Below are 15,193 nucleotides of genomic sequence, written 5' to 3'. Positions count from 1 at the left end.
GCAGTGCTGCAGACATGGTGAACTGATGTTATGGAACGTGTGAGCCTCAGCTCAAGAGGCTTGGGTACAGGGTGCCTTGAGTCCGCGCTGTAGTGGATCTTGTTGCGTTGCACTCACAACGCCTCGCCAGAGGGCGCTGTCAAGTTCCACCATGCGTCGCTCTTTGGTCGCGAGATGAATTGGTACGTGGGTGAAGAAATTATTCCAGTAGCCGATCACCAGATTTGTTTTGCCGCTCATTCCAGCATGAACAGCATATTCGGCAAGGAGATAGCAGAAAACTGCATCCGATGCATTGGCTGCGACGCTACGGATGTGGTAGCTCGGGTCCAGGTACTTGATGCTGATGGGGATGTTTCTCTCGCTGAAGTGTGTGGATAGTTTTGTCTTCAGCAGCTCTCCGATATCGTCTTTGAGTATGTTTCCTGAGGCGTCTATTCTGGTCTGTTTGTTGGTGAAAAGATCTTGACCAGCCCCTTCGGCGACGACAATCACCGCGTGATTATTTTGTGCAAGCCTCGTTTGGATGGCTTGATTGATTCCATCTGGGCCGTCAAATTGGAATGACGTTTCGGGGATCAGGCAGAAATCAACGACTGAATTGGCCAGGGATGCAGTGGCCGTGATGAAGCCCGAGTCTCGTCCCATTAATTTGACAATCCCGATTCCATTTTCGGCTCCTTCGGCTTCGGTATGGGCTGAAGTGATGATGTCGGCTGCGATCTGGACGGAGGTTTCGAAGCCAAAGGTTTTCTCAATAAATCCCAGGTCGTTGTCAATTGTCTTCGGCACTCCGATGACGCTTATTTTTGCGCCGCGGCGGTTTGCTGCATCGGCAATCGCCTGTGCGCCTTTGAGGGTTCCGTCGCCTCCGATGCAGAACAGGATGTTGATCTCCCTGGCTTGAAGTTGGTCGACCATTTCTTCGGGGTCCTGGTTTCCCCGCGATGAGCCGAGAATCGTGCCCCCTTGTTTGTGAATCTGGTCAACGCTGAACGATGTCAGCTGGATTGGTGAATGCTGCGATTGGGAGGTCAGGCCTTTGTATCCATAGCGAATGCCGAAGATATTCTCCACGCCATAGCTCTCCTCCAGTACATTGACGAGCCCCTTGATCACATTGTTCAGGCCTGGGCAGAGGCCTCCACAGGTGATGATCGCTGCCCGTGTTGATGCTGGATTGTGAAAGATTGTTTTTCTGGCTCCAGCTTTTTCAAAGGCTGGCGGCGGTAGTTTGTCTGCAAATTGCTGCTGGAGGTTCTTGATCTGGCTGGAAAAAGCAATTCTTTCGCCGTCGTCGACGAAGACCTCATGGGTGCTTGGGTTGGCGTGTTCTCCTGGTCCAAGTTGTTGAACCTGGAAGTCAAAATTTTTCGGATTCTGAAGAACGCTCTCGTATGCCACGCCCGGTACTTCCACGGATCCGACTCAATCTGGCAATGGCCTCCTGCTTCGGCAACGTGATGTAGAGCGGTTGGTGTGCTTTTCGTTGCCTGGTGGTCGCCCGACGTTCGTGCTGCCAGCCTTGGCGAAACAGTTGCCTCACGTGATCAGACAGGCGGGTTTGCTTCAGGCGGGCGGGATGTTGCTGCTGTGCAGCGCAGTGTGGCTTCAGCCCTCCCATGCCGTTCAACCGCGTATTGAAGACGTCCCCGCAGGCCCTGCATTTGTTCAGTTGCCTGGTGCGTCGGAGGTCAATGCCCGCGCCGGCCAAGCCCTGACGAACAACACATTGCTGCGGACCAATCAGCCGGGTCGCATGCAGGTGCTGCTGGGCAATGGCCGTCAATTCCGTATGGGCGGTGATGCGCAGCTGCGCTTGGGCTCGTCCGGCGTTGAACTGCTCAAAGGATCCATCATTGGCTGGATCCAGCCAGGGGCTTCACCGCTGAACCCCTTCCGGATCAAGACGCGACTGGCGACCGCTTCGATTCAGGGAACAACGGTGTTCATCGAATACACCGATGAACACTTCAAGGTCTTCAGCTGGGAGGGCACCGTCACCGTCGAAACCCGCAGTGGGCAACGTTTCACCCTGACCAGCGGTCAGCAGCTTGTGCTCGCGCTGCAGGGTCAGATGGCTCGTCTCAGCGACCGTTTGGATGGGCTGCAGGACGGGCTGTCTGCCTTGGACACGGCTTCGTCCAGGTTGCTGATCTGGGATCCGCCGCAGTCCATTCCGATGGATGATGCCCAACGCCGGCTGGAGACGAGTCCTTTGATCAATGGCTTTTCCAGGACTCTGGAGACCCTGCCCGTGATCGAGCGTGAACTGGGACTGACAGCTCCCAACCCTTGAGCAGCTCGCGGCGCCGCTTTCTGTTCGCCGTTGTCTGGCGTTGTTCTCTGTTGTTGCCTGTTGTGTTGGCGCCGGTTCTGGGGCGCGCCGATGCAACAGCCCGGCAGTTGCTTTTTCAGTGGCGCGGTCCGATTCCAGCTCCGGATGATGTTGTGCTGCTCGGGATCGACGAGGCGTCGCTGGATCCGCAACTCTCCGCGTTCGGGCCCTGGCCCTGGCCGCGGGCAGAACAGGCTGCATTGGCTCGGGAGGTGCTGCGCAAGGGGGCCCGCCGCGTTGTGTTCAACATCGTTCACGCGGGGCCCAGCAGTTTCGGCCCCGCTGATGACCGGGGCTTTCATGATGCGTTGAAGCCATGGCAGGACAGGGTTCTGCTCAGTGCGTCTCTGGTTCGCCAGCAATGGGAAGGGTTTGAGCAGGTGCAATTGCGACGGCCATGGGATCAGAGCTTCCCCGTGGGCTTGTCCGCTTTTTCCCTCGATGCCTTTGGCATGGTTCAGTCCGTTCCAGGTGCGGAACGGCTTGCGCAGATGCTGGCGCCGTTCACCCGGCCTCACCCTCGTCCGATGGCGCATTTGGCGGCCGCTGTGTCGACCCGATCTGGGGACGATGGGATCAATTTCTTGGGGCCCAGTGGCCAGTTGCCGGTGATCCCCGCTTGGGCGGTGGGGAGTCAGGCGGAGAACACCTGGCGGGACAAGGTCGTTGTGATCGGCTCAACGGCTCCCTCCCTCGGTGATCAGCTGGAGACGCCCTTCGGCCAGCAGAGCGGTTCGGAGGTGCTGCTCTCTGCCATTGCCGGATTGCAGAACGACCGTGGATTCCGCGGGCTGGATCATTCGGTGCTGCTGGCTGTGTTGGCTGGCTGGGCGCTGCTGTGTTGCTGGCGCCTCTCATTGCCCTCAACAGCTCTGGGAACGGCGATGACCACTGCCGCGTCCACCCTGCTTGCGATGGGTTCAACGGTGCTCGCCTGGTGCGCCGGCCTTTGGTTGCCTGGAGCAGCCTTGATGCTGATGCCAATGCTGGCGGGAGCCTTGCGCACCGCCGCTCAGTTCCAGCGGGAAAGCGTCCAGCGACGATTTCTGCATTCGGTTCTGTCCCGGCGGGTGTCGCCGAACCTCATGCGCGACATGTTGCGCTCCAGCTCCGACAGCTGGACACGCCTGGGGGGACGTCGTGAGCGTTGTGTGGTCTTGTTCACGGACCTGGTTGGCTTCACGGCTCGCAGCAATGTGATGGAAGCCGAGGCTCTGTTTGGCCTGTTGAATCGTTACTTCGAGGCGATTGCAGCTCCGGTCCTGGCCGAGCAGGGGCTGCTGGACAAATTCATCGGTGATGCGCTGATGGCTGAATTTGGCGTTCCTGTGCATCGAGGGGACCGCCTGGAGGCCCTGGCGGCCGTGCGAGCTGCTCTCGCCATGCAGGCCAACCTTGATGACCTGAATCGCCAGCTGCAAGAGGAAGGCCTTGAGCCGTTGCGGCAGGGCATGGGCATTCACTGCGGCGAGGTGATCGCCGGCAATCTCGGCTCAAAAGATCGTTTGGAATACACAGTGATCGGCGCCGCTGTGAATCTGGCCAGCCGCCTGGAGTCCCTGACGCGACAGTTTCCCGACTACCCAATCCTGATCAGCGGAGAGGTTCGTGATCTCATTGCGGATCTTGTGGTTGTTGACGAACTGGGATTGCATGCTGTCAAGGGATGGCCCCAGCCCGTTGCCGTGTATGGCTTGGTTGGGCTCCATCCCAATTGACCGGTGTTTTCAGGCCGCTAGTTGATCAGCCTGCTTCGACGACTTTCTTCTGCCCCTGGACATACGCCTTCAGAACATGATTGGGGATGAGCTCTCGCTCGGCTTTGCCCGAGAGCAGGTAGTCGAGAATCGCTTCTCCGCTTTGAGGATTTGTGGCGAAGGGAATCTGGTAGACATCGCATAGGCGGCCAAGGGCTTCGATGTCGGCATGGTGTGGGTGAGACGACAGAGGATCTCGGAAGAAGATCACGCCACAGATGTTCTTGGTCGAGATGAGCGTGCCGACGGCTTGATCACCGCCAAGGGGGCCTGAGGCGACCTTCCGACTCAGACAAAGACCTGTTTTCTTGTACAGCATGCTGCCAGTCGTGCCCGTTGCGATCAGTGGGAATTTTTCGAGTTTGTCTGAATGCATATCGCAGAATTCCATCAAACCCTCCTTCATGTTGTTGTGAGCGATCAGGGCTAGATATTTCTTGCTGTCGACATAGTTTTCTGCGGCCACTTGTTGCGCTCTGGCGCTCCCTATGGCTTGAAAGTACTGACGAAACCGGATGGCAAGAGCTTGGCTGTCTTGAAGGAAGTGGTGAAAGTCGTGAATCGTGAGCCGGCCGACGGTCGCCGGTTCCACCGCCTGCACATTGGCCGTACGGGTCGCCTCTTCTGAGAAAAGGCTTTCTCCCAGGAAATCGCCTGTACTTAGCAAGGCCAGCTGGCGATCACTATCAAGGATCTGAACTAATCCATCGATGATGAAAATCATCGAATCGGCGGGCTCTCCCTTCTGCATGATGATGGCCTCCTTCTCGATCGTTTCGATCGACATGTGGGCAGCCATTTGCTCAATTTCAGCAGTCTTGAAGGAGTGCTGGAGATTGCCCTTGCTTTGCAGGGCGTTGACCAGGGCGTTGTGATCCATGGGGCTAACTAGCGATAACAAACCCTAAAGGCTTTTTGGTTTTTGGGCTGTGCTATTCACACACAAGTCCTGGCTTTTCAGGCCTGGATAGCGATTGGGTGGCGAGTCTTCACGTGGATTAGGCGATTGTGATGTGGAAGTGCGCTTTGGTCTCCGTTTTTACTTCCCTTCGGCCTAAACCAACTTCGGCTCTAATGCTCTGGTGGGATTGAAGTGGCGGTACACTCGTCGGGGAAAATCAATTTGATTGCAAGGGGCCCGCTTTGCGTTGCATGCTATTGCACTATCGCTTGAGCTCTCCTCCCGACAATACAGGTGTCTGGCATCTTGTATTGCCAATTAACGAGGCTGTTTTGGTCGCAAAACTTGGTAAGTTGACAGTCTCGAGAATTCTGAGAGATTGCGCGATGGATGAAGTTGTACTTATCGTCGGATGGTGATCTCAACAAGCTTGATTCGGCACAGCTGATTCAGGAGTTGCTTTCTCATCCATGCATGGGTTGGTGAGTTGATGGGAAGGTCCTTAGATTTCGCAAATATCTACAGCCTGCTTGAGTAGAGTAATGCTTGATTTTTTCCTGCTATTGCGGGTTTCTCTGGAATCTTGGTATGGCGATGGTTCCCCGTGTCTTCTCCGGCGTAGCTGGAACCATGATGATCTTGTTGGCACTCATCTTTGGTGATGTGCTCTGCAAAGAGGTCTATTCCAGCAATCGCAGTACCTTCCCTGGCCGCCGGGTTGGAGGAGGAACTCGCGGTGAGTGCAATGCGCGAATTTTGGTTCACCTGGTTCCGGAGAACAGTGTGTTTGCCCCTGGAGCGACAGGCATCCTTGGGCTTGTTCAAGGCCCTACTGCTAATCCTGTCAGCCTAGAGCTGAGTTTTCTGCCAGAAGGTGTTGGATCCGCAACCACCCGTACTTTGCGGGCGGCCTCAGCCAATCTGACCCTCATCAGCGGAGCTGCCATCGCCGTTCCCACCATCTGGGAATCAACTTTCAACTGTGAAACCGGTAATGGCGTTGACAGCGTGCAAGACCCTCTCGCTTTCACTCAGCCAGCCTTTCCTCCTGTACTCAGCTTGCTTCTGCCAGACGTTGAGCCCGTAGATCATCCAGTTCAAAAAGCTCTGACGTCGCTGCGTGCCAAGTGCGGTGGCAATGTCCCCGCCACTCAAACCCTGGCACAATTTGGATTGGGTGATCTGGTCACTGAGGAATGGCCTGAGCAGCTACCAGTGCGTTGCCCGTTCTGAACCCTTCATTATGAATTCGGTTATGCAGACGCGTTCATTCGCTCGAATTTCAATTCACTTACATCCAGGGGTTCATTACGTCCTTTGACCTGAATTGGACCCCAGTGCTCGAGGACAAGGGTGTCGCGGAACTCGTGGGGTAGCAGCTCAAGTGTGGCGCTGGAGAGGAGGACGCGAAGCACACCCTCATGGCGATTCTTGTCATAGCTCTCCAGGCGCGACGCGCAGTTCACGGCATCGCCGATGACCGCGTATTCGATCCGCTCGGCACTGCCCATCGAGCCCACCAGAGCCTCGCCGGAGTGGATGCCCATGCGTACTCGCATGGTGGGAGCCCCCTCGGCAATCAATGCTTTGTTCAGTCGTTCCAGGCCGTCTTTGATCTCGCAGGCCGCTTCGACGGCGGCCTGCGCTTCGGTTGAGGGATCACTGGGAAGGGGGATGCCGAACACGGCGAGCATGCCGTCGCCCGTGAACTTGTTCACCATCCCGGCCCGGTTGGTCACGGCTGGCACACAGACCTCCATCCCCCGGTTGAGCCATTCCATCAACTCCCGTGGGCTCAGTCCCTCCGACACGCTGGTGAAGGATGCCGTGTCGGTGAATAGTGAGGTGATCGGCAGCTGCTGACCCATGAAGCGTCCCTCGCTCAGCAGGGCATCGCGCTGTTCCCAGAGTTGCTGGGCTACAGCGGGTGAGGTTGTCTGGCCGAGCAGTTGGCGGATCTGCTGGGAATGTTGCTGACTTTCCACACCCCGGCGCAGCCAGGCCGCCCCACTGACGGTCAGCAGACCCGACAGGGGCATGGCTATGCCCACCCAGATGTGGTTCCAAAGCAGTAGGGCCAGCCCCCCAGCGGCCCCTCCGGCTAGGAGCACCACCACGAGGATGCTGACCCGTTGCTTCGGGATTCGTTCGCCGAGCAGCAGGCCGCTGGTGGCGAATCCGATCACCAGCAGCAGGTTGCCCCATCCCGGCATGATCCCGCCCTTGTAAAGCGTTCCGTTGCGCATATCGATCAGGGCGGCCAGCCGGTTGGCATGGACCTCCACCCCGGAAATGGTGAACAGGGTCTCGCCGCGTTCGAAGCGGGTGTGGGGCACTTCGAACAGATCCCTCAGCGATGGAGCGGTGCTGCCGATCAGGACGATTCGGTCCTGGAGCATGGTCTCCGGCACCGTGCCATCCAAGACATCAGCGAGTGAATAGCTCGAATAACTCCCAGGCTCGCGAAAGCGCAGCAGGCGCTGCAGACCCAGGCCCGCCTCAATTTCGTTGTGGTAACCACCACCATCGGCACTCAGCCAGGCGTCCTGGTGACGTCCCTCATTCATCGCCGTACGCAAGGAGCTGTCGCCTGTGGCCACCTCCAGCACCCGGAGTGGAAAGGAGACTGTGGCGTCATCCTGTCCGGTGACGTGCACCAGATCGCGGCGCACCACCCCGTCTCCATCGAGGCTCATGTCGTTGTACGACTGGCGCTCGCTCGGAGTCCCAGGTACGGGTCCGATATCCGACGCCACGTTGAAGATCGAGACCAGGGTGGGTTCATCGTGGAAGCGATCCCGCAGGCATTGCTGATTGGGGCCGACCCCCTTGTCTCGGTAGATGTCAAACCCGATGGCGGCGACGCCAGCGGCATTCAGAGCATCGAAGGCGTCGCAGAACAGACCGTCGTCGATCGGCCATCCGAAGCGTTGAATGTCACTTTCTTCGATCCCCACCAAGGTGATTGGCGTGTCCTGTCCGGACCCTTCAGCCCTCTGGCTGGTGATCAGGTCGTACAGCACCAGATCAATGGTCTGGGCCAGGCCGGTGCTGCGCAGCAGAACCAATACCACCACGGCGGCCAGATAGGGCCCAGCGGTCTGGACCAGCTGGCGAATGCGCTTCATCCCTCGAGATAGGTGGTCTGATCCAGACTGGCCTTGAGATGGTTCATTAGCAGCCTGGCGTCTTCGATCTGCAACGTTCCGCGTTGGATCGCCGTTTCCGAGGCCTGCCGCAGCCGTTCCAGCATCAGGTCGGGGTTGTGCTGCATCTCTTCGAGCACATCGGCGTTGGTGTGACCCCGCACCACGTGATCGAGCAGGTAGCCGTTGCCGCGGGGGTTGAGACGCACATGCACCGCGTTGGTGCTGCCGAAGAGGTTGTGGAGATTGCCCATCACCTCCTGGTAAGCACCCCCCAGGAACATGCCGATCCAGTAGGGCTCTCCATCGTTGAGGGCATGCAATTCGAGCAGGGCTTTCTCGGTTCCACCGTCGATGAACCGGGACAACTTGCCGTCGGAGTCACAGGTGAGGTCGGCGAACTGCCCAAGCTCGCTGGGGCATTCATCGAGGCGATGGATCGGCATCACGGGAAACAGCTGATCGATCGCCCAGGTGTCGGGTGCGGAACGGAAGATCGAGAGGTTGGCGTAATAGGTCCAGGCCAGCGCACGCTGCAGGCCGCGCAGATCCTCGTGGATCGGTTCGTTGTTGGGCAGGCGAGCACTGATTTCCTTGGCGCAGGTCCAGCTCAGCTGTTCCGCCATTGCACGCTGGTTCAGCCGGATGTACCCCAGCCGGAATGCCGACAGGGCATCCTCCCGGAATTTGATCGCGTCATTCCAGGCCTCCTGCAGCAAGGAGGGGTCCGGCGCGTCCAGTCCTCGGATGCGTTGCAGGGTTTCGCGCAGATTGGCCACCGGCAGCGGTTCATCGGACTCCTGGGCGGGTTCTCCCTCGGGAGCGCGACCGCAGCCGAGCACGTTGAACACCAACACGGAAAAGTGGCTGGCCAGGGCCCGGCCGCTTTCACTCACCAAGGTGGGGACGGGGACGCCCAGTGGGACGCAGCATTCGCGAATGGTGGCGACGACGTCGTTGGCGTAGTTCTGCAGCGAGTAGTTGGTGGACGCGGCGCTGGCGGTGCGGCTGCCGTCGTAATCGATGCCCAGGCCTCCACCCACGTCGAGGAATCCCATCGGGGCTCCCAGGCGGGTGAGTTCCACGTAGATCTGACCGGCTTCCTGAAGGGCGTCCTTCAGCACGGCGATGTCATTGATCTGACTGCCGATGTGGAAATGCAACAGGCGCAGGTCCTGCAGCAGACCGGCCTGCTTGAGGGCCTCAATGGTCTGCAGCATCTCGGTTAGGTCCAGGCCGAACTTGGCGCGGCTGCCCACGGAACTGCCCCAGCGGCCGGTGCTGCGGCTCGAGAGCTTGGCGCGAATGCCGATGAACGGGGATGCGCCCAGGGCCTGGCTGGCATCGATGATCCGCTGGATCTCGTCGGCCTGCTCAATCACCACCACAGGTTGGTGGCCGAGACGCCTGGCCAGGATGGCCGTCTCGATGTAGCGACGGTCCTTGTAGCCATTGCAGATCAGCAGCGCCTGCTGGTCCTGCATCAGCGACAGGGCAATCAGCAGTTCCGCCTTGCTGCCGGCCTCCAGGCCGAAACTCCAGCGCTGTCCACTGTCCACCAGCTGCTCCACCACATGGCGTTGCTGGTTGCACTTGATCGGAAACACCCCCTGGTAGCGACCGTCGTAGTCGTAGAGAGCGATGGCTCGGTCAAAGGCGGCATGCAGTCGCTCGAGACGGTCTTCGAGAATGTCGTCGAAGCGGATCAGCAGCGGTGGGTTCAGGTCCCGTGCAGCCAGGCCTTTCACCAGCTCCACGAGATCGAGCGATCCACCCCGATCGCCGCGGGGCTGCACCACCACATGGCCCCGTGAATTGATCGAGAAGTAGGGGTCGCCCCAACGGTCCAGGCCGTACAGCTCGGCACTGCGGGCCATGGACCAGGACCGATCGGTTTCGGCCAGAACCATGACCCCATCGTTTTGAATTGGTTGAAATGTAGGGGCAGTGATTCCGGTCGTGCTTGCCAAGCGGCGGGTTGGCCGCAGACGATGGCCGCACATTGATGCTTTTTTCATGGCTGCTGAACGTTCTTTCGTTGCGATCAAGCCCGATGGCGTGCAGCGGGGACTCGTGGGCGAGATCCTGGGCCGCTTTGAGCGCAAGGGGTTCAAGTTGGTCGGCCTAAAGCAGATCACCCCTAGCCGTGCCCTGGCTGAGCAGCACTACGGCGTGCACAAGGAGCGCCCCTTCTTCGCTGGTCTTGTTGATTTCATCACCTCCGGTCCTGTGGTGGCGATGGTCTGGGAAGGCGACGGCGTGATTGCCAGTGCCCGAAAGCTGATCGGCGCGACCAAGCCGCTCGAGGCAGAGCCCGGCACCATTCGCGGCGACCTGGCCGTGAACATCGGCCGCAACGTCATCCACGGATCGGATGCCCCTGAAACCGCAGCCTTTGAGATCGGTCTGTGGTTCAGCCCCGAGGAGCTCAACGACTGGACGCCGTCGGATCAGACCTGGCGCGTCGAGGACTGATCCTCCTCGGTTGATCAGAAGGTGTAACGGACCTTGGTGTGCAAACCGTGCCCGAGGGTCCAGTTGTTCCAGAGCCCTGGGTTGTCATCGCTGTTGAAGGTGTCAACCCAGCCGAGTTCAAATTGCCAGCGGCCGTTGACGTAACGGCCGAGCAGGCCTCCGGAGCCGATGCTGTCGTCGAGCGTGACGCCGAGCACTTCGGTGTGGATGCCGCCCATCCCGATGAAGGGCACCAGTTGCAGCGCTTGCTTGTCCTTTTCCCAGGCGGTCCAGACCAGTTCGGTGCTGGCCAGCCAGCCGCTGTCTCCGCTCACCAGACTTCCCGGTAGACCACGCAGGCCGACGTCACTGCCCAGGCTGAAGGTCATGCTGCTGGGCAACGGAGCAAAGGCGTGTTGTCCTGCGGCCCGTCCGGTCCAGACAAGCTTCGGTGTGATCAGCCAGGACACATCCAGCAGCCCACCGATGGCGCGGGCTTCGCCGATGTCGGTGCCCTGGAGATTGAGGTTGTGGCGATGGCTTCCCTTCGTCACCCCGGCCAGGCCCTGCAGGAAATAGAGGTTGGCGTTCCAACTGGAACGCTCCCGTTGGTGACCGATGTTGGTGCTGAGTTTGAGATTTCCGCTCTTGAGGTAGCCATCCGGTCCGCCACCTAGCACCAGCGGGATGCTGTCGTCGCCTTCGAAACTTGAGGTCCGGTTGACGCTGATGGCGGCCGCTGCCGTCCAGCGCCAGGCATCGTTGTTCGTGATCTCCTGCTCCAGCTGCAGAAGCCCCTGGGTGGTGCGGAAGTTGAAGTCAAAGGCCGGCCGCTTGAATTCAACGAAGCGTCGGTAGCTGTAGCCGATCGATCCTGTTAATGAGAGGGTGTCGTTGAGGGGATAGCGATAGGTCAGGGAGGCGATCCCGGTGCCCAGTTCCAGCTGGCCATCGGCATCCAGTTCGAAATAGACCAGGGCAAGATCGCCCTGTTTCATCAGATCCTGTTTGAGCAGGGTGGCGCTGCTTCTCCACTCACCACTGCCGATGTTGCCGTTGTTGCCCAAGGCGATGTCCCCTTGTAGCGCAGATGGTGGCGCCGGCTCCACCGTGAGTTGGATCGCGGCACGGGACGGGTCACTGCCCAGGCGTTGCATGCCACCACTGATCTGACCAAATCCGAGCTTGCGCAGCCCCACAAGGGCGCTCTCCAGGGAAGGCAGGTGGAGAACCTCACCAATCAGTCCACTCAGTTCCTGTTCAGCTTTGTCCTTCAGGGCTGGGTCTGTGCTGGTGACTTTGACTTCACTGATCCGTCCCAGCACCACCTCAAGAGCGCCGGGCTGAGGCTCTTGTAGAACATAAACTCGGCTATTAATATACCCCTCGCTTAACAATTGCGCTGTCAGCTTTGCTGCACAGTTGTTAAGGGTTTCGGCTTCTGTTTCTTGGCGGCAAGTTTTGAGGATGGTCGAAAGTTGCTCGTCAGTGAAGAAAGCATCTCCGACAACATTGGGTGTCCAAGCCGTTTTCTTTAGCTTCAGATTGGATTCGCTTCCATTTGAGTCTAAGCCGCTGTTATCGTTGTTTGGTTGCTCGAAGACAGGATCATCTCCGGGTGGTTTTCGTTGTTCAACAGTACTGTTGGGCAGACGTACTGGCCCGGGTTGTAGAGGTGGGGCAATTAATTGTGCCAATAAAAGCATCGCGCTAGAGCCAAAATCCATAACTTCTTATGCGTTTTGTGAGCTGGGATACAAATTTCTGGTCTATACAGAATAATGCGCTACGGTTAGATAGTAAATAGTAGTATCGGCACAGATAAGGTCATGAATTCTTCGACGGCTGTGGTTCGCCTAGTCGCAGGTCTTGTACTAGGTTTGGGTCTGCTGACTGGGTCTGTTCCCGAGGCCAGTGCGGAGATCAAGGCGGCTGGAAAGAAAGGTCTGTTTACCAAAGTAAATGGCAAAACGAGTGGATCATGTCGTTCTGGAATTTGCAAAATCAGTGGTGGAACCGCGGCCGGAAAAAATCTTTTTCAACGTTTCAGGCGATTTGATACCCGAGGAGAAATCAAGAGCGTCGAGTTTGATGTAATTGGAAAGAAAAATCTCATTGTTGGTGTCACATCCGCTCAAGGCTCATTTATCGATAAATCAATTGAGCTGAATTCCTCGGCCAATTTGTACTGGTTGTCTCCAGGCGGAATTCATCTTGGACAGGGTGCCAGCTTCGTTAATGTTCCCAATTTGACTCTGAGTACGGCGAACACATTGCGTTTCGGTAATAGAGGTTTTGATGTATTTCGTAGCAATGCCTCCGAACTCTCTGGCTTGACTGGGCAGCCACTGCAAGGCTCGCTTGGCTTGGTTGTCGACCCGGAGTCGGATGCTGCCGGTGGTGTAAGTCGAGCGGGAATCTACCTCGATGGTATCGATGTGTTCATCGATGAATCGCTGTACGTCGATGCGATCGATGACGCCTTGACCGTTCGCTCCAGCACCGTGTCGCTGGACTCTTCTGACACCGTCGGCGGCTCGCTCACCTTGACGGGGGAATCCGTTGATTTGGGCGGCACCACCCGGTTGAGCGCCACCGGAGCAAATGGCGGTGGTGCGATTCAGGTAGGTGGAAGTTGGCAGAACGGTGATGCGTCTGTTCGCCAGGCCACGACGACTACTGTGGGCGCCGACGTGGTAATAGACGCCTCATCCACAAGGATTGGTGATGGTGGTGAAATTGTTGTGTGGAGTGACATTGATCACGCCGAATCCTTGACTGATGTATCGGGTTCATTGTTGTCTATTGGTGGTGTTAAGGGTGGAAATGGTGGTCGGATTGAAACATCTGGATTGCTGTTATCCCTGTCAAGTGATTTAGATGTGCGGGCTCATGCGTTGGATGGAAAACCTGGTTTGTGGTTGCAAGATCCTTATGAGTACTGGATTACCCGTGAAGGTGCTCTACCGCTCTTAAAGGCTTTGGAGCTTGGTAGTAATGTTACAATTTCTACTGGCGTTTATAGAAGTAGTGCTGGTAATTTAGTTACTCAAGAAGCACCTAACGATATTTTCCTGGTATTTCCCTTTGAAAAAAAAGTGGGGTCAAGTGATGTAACTCTTACGTTGGAGGCCGGAGGTGACATCTACATCCAAGATGATATTATTTCGACCTCTGGTTCGCTGGGTATTGCTGCTAAATCGAAAGGCTCGATTATAGTTTCTAGCGATGTGGAGCTTAATTCTGCTGGCGGCGATATTGTTTTGTGGTCAAACACAGGTGATGTTGATTCGGGCGATGGAGAACACTACATTCACTTGGGTGAGGGCTTGCGTCTTACATCTTCAGGCGGAAAAATTGTTTTGGCTGGTGGGGGTGATTTAGATCGTGATGGTTTTCCTGATGGTTATGCCTATGTAGGAACGGCAGTTATGCCCCCCCCATGGTGTTTCGGGTGGAACGTTTTTGCAGTCTGGGATTAGTATTGGAAGCGTGTGGGATCAAGAGGGTGACTTGATTTTGATTGATTCTGGTGGAGGAGATATTGTTATGAGAGGTCGCTCTGGTGTTCCTGAAAATAAAGCCGATGGTTTTGCTACTCAGCACGAACTAGAGATTGATTCAGGTACAGGTTTTATTGAAATTCTTGGAGATCAGATTTCTCCAAGAGGTGGAGTTGGGCTGCGGTTCGGTGGAAAAGAATATCCCGGGGGGAGATTTACCGTGAACGATGACAATCCCGCAACCCCCGGGGAGTCGTTCGTGGATGAAGACAATCCCGCAACCCCCGGGGAGTCGTTCGTGGATGAAGACACGGCTGAGGCGGTTTTTCAGCGCGTGGGTGATCCGAGCATCACCACGGTGGCGACCCCGGATGCTGATGCTGCATCCACACCTTCCCCGGCTGCCTCATATGACACCGGCTCTGGCGCCAGTTCTGAGTCCGAAGTGACGACCGCTTCTGGGTCGTCGTCCTCGATTCCCGCCAGCATTTCTGCCGACGGTGTTGCCGTTGAACTGAACATGGAGACGTCGTTCTCGATGACAAGTTCCGGCGATGACGCCCTTTCTTCGGTTGTTCCTGCTGCGGCCACTGCTGGTGATGGAGGCGGGGAGGCGTCTTCTGTTGTCGCGACGAGGTCTGCGACCATTGCTGGTGATGGAGGCGGGGAGGCGTCTTCTGTTATCGAAACGAAGTCTGTGACAACAGAGTCCTCCACGGATTCATCATCCGATTCATCAACAGAGACCGGTGTTGACACTCAGGAGACCCAGGCTGACGGCAACGGCAGCGACGGTGCTGAAGATGGCGAGGCAGATATCTCTGGCGATGGAGACGATGCGTCGGATACGTCCACTGCTGATTCGGATCAACCGCGATCCCCTGCTGTTGTCGTCACCCGGGTCAGTATTGAGCAAGCCACGCGCAATCTGCAGAACGGTGATGCCGTCTCCACGCAACGGGCCGTCCAGGGCCTGAACCTGCCTGAGTTGTCAGGACGCTCGACACCCAGTGTGCAATCCATCTCCGGCTTCCTCCAACGGCTCAGACAACAGGTGGCCAATCCATAGGGTCCACGTTGGTCATGCCGCCAAT

11 protein-coding genes are annotated in these 15,193 nt (G+C 57.5%); 6 read left to right on the top strand and 5 right to left on the bottom strand.

The genetic code is table 11. The features are described 5' to 3' along the window. Positions 1–51 precede the first annotated feature (51 nt). Positions 52–1,419, bottom strand: coding sequence for an ATP-dependent 6-phosphofructokinase (locus SynRS9902_RS12650; protein ID WP_222929468.1), 1,368 nt, complete (start codon positions 1,417–1,419; stop codon positions 52–54). A gap of 94 nt (positions 1,420–1,513) precedes the next feature. On the opposite strand from SynRS9902_RS12650, the gene SynRS9902_RS12645 reads away from it, so the two are divergent. Next, positions 1,514–2,299, top strand: coding sequence for a FecR family protein (locus SynRS9902_RS12645; RefSeq protein WP_186509383.1), 786 nt, complete (start codon positions 1,514–1,516; stop codon positions 2,297–2,299). Next, positions 2,296–4,056 carry an adenylate/guanylate cyclase domain-containing protein gene (locus tag SynRS9902_RS12640; RefSeq protein ID WP_255446141.1) on the top strand — a complete coding sequence of 587 codons (1,761 nt, stop codon included), beginning with the start codon at positions 2,296–2,298 and terminating at the stop codon, positions 4,054–4,056. Before SynRS9902_RS12645 ends, SynRS9902_RS12640 begins: the two co-directional genes overlap by 4 nt. Before the next feature lie 25 nt (positions 4,057–4,081). Here SynRS9902_RS12640 and SynRS9902_RS12635 read toward each other — a convergent pair whose 3' ends face one another. Further along, on the bottom strand, positions 4,082–4,975 hold the full coding sequence (locus SynRS9902_RS12635; RefSeq protein WP_186509382.1) for a methylglyoxal synthase: 894 nt from the start codon (positions 4,973–4,975) through the stop codon (positions 4,082–4,084). A 609-nt stretch (positions 4,976–5,584) separates the two neighbouring features. Here SynRS9902_RS12635 and SynRS9902_RS12630 point away from each other — a divergent pair. Further along, positions 5,585–6,229 carry a hypothetical protein gene (locus tag SynRS9902_RS12630; RefSeq protein WP_222929467.1) on the top strand — a complete coding sequence of 215 codons (645 nt, stop codon included), beginning with the start codon at positions 5,585–5,587 and terminating at the stop codon, positions 6,227–6,229. A 20-nt stretch (positions 6,230–6,249) separates the two neighbouring features. Here the strand turns inward: SynRS9902_RS12630 and SynRS9902_RS12625 are convergent, their stop codons facing one another. Together SynRS9902_RS12625 and speA are read right to left on the bottom strand one after the other, a co-directional pair. Then, positions 6,250–8,124 (bottom strand): CHASE2 domain-containing protein, encoded by a 1,875-nt coding sequence (locus SynRS9902_RS12625; RefSeq protein WP_186509380.1) that lies wholly within the window; start codon positions 8,122–8,124, stop codon positions 6,250–6,252. Further along, positions 8,121–10,052 carry a biosynthetic arginine decarboxylase gene (speA, locus tag SynRS9902_RS12620; protein WP_186509379.1) on the bottom strand — a complete coding sequence of 644 codons (1,932 nt, stop codon included), beginning with the start codon at positions 10,050–10,052 and terminating at the stop codon, positions 8,121–8,123. The genes SynRS9902_RS12625 and speA overlap by 4 nt, the downstream gene beginning before the upstream one ends. A gap of 106 nt (positions 10,053–10,158) precedes the next feature. Here speA and ndk point away from each other — a divergent pair, with 106 nt between their 5' ends. Further along, the gene (gene ndk, locus SynRS9902_RS12615; protein WP_186509378.1) at positions 10,159–10,617 is read left to right on the top strand and encodes a nucleoside-diphosphate kinase; all 459 of its coding nucleotides are present in this window, start codon (positions 10,159–10,161) and stop codon (positions 10,615–10,617) included. 14 nt (positions 10,618–10,631) lie between these two features. On the opposite strand, the gene SynRS9902_RS12610 is transcribed toward ndk, so the two are convergent. Then, positions 10,632–11,921 (bottom strand): ShlB/FhaC/HecB family hemolysin secretion/activation protein, encoded by a 1,290-nt coding sequence (locus tag SynRS9902_RS12610; RefSeq protein ID WP_186509377.1) that lies wholly within the window; start codon positions 11,919–11,921, stop codon positions 10,632–10,634. Between the two features lie 504 nt (positions 11,922–12,425). Between SynRS9902_RS12610 and SynRS9902_RS12605 the strand changes: the two genes are divergently transcribed. Together SynRS9902_RS12605 and SynRS9902_RS12600 are read left to right on the top strand one after the other, a co-directional pair. Beyond that, positions 12,426–14,078, top strand: coding sequence for a hypothetical protein (locus SynRS9902_RS12605; protein WP_222929466.1), 1,653 nt, complete (start codon positions 12,426–12,428; stop codon positions 14,076–14,078). A 10-nt stretch (positions 14,079–14,088) separates the two neighbouring features. After that, entirely contained in the window at positions 14,089–15,168 is a 1,080-nt protein-coding gene (locus SynRS9902_RS12600; RefSeq protein WP_186509375.1) for a hypothetical protein, read from the top strand. Positions 15,169–15,193: the final 25 nt, after the last annotated feature.

It is taken from the genome of Synechococcus sp. RS9902 (assembly GCF_014279635.1).
Lineage (GTDB): Bacteria > Cyanobacteriota > Cyanobacteriia > PCC-6307 > Cyanobiaceae > Parasynechococcus.
The sequence above is the reverse complement of the archived record's forward strand: the minus strand, read 5'-3'. Positions and strand labels throughout refer to the sequence as shown.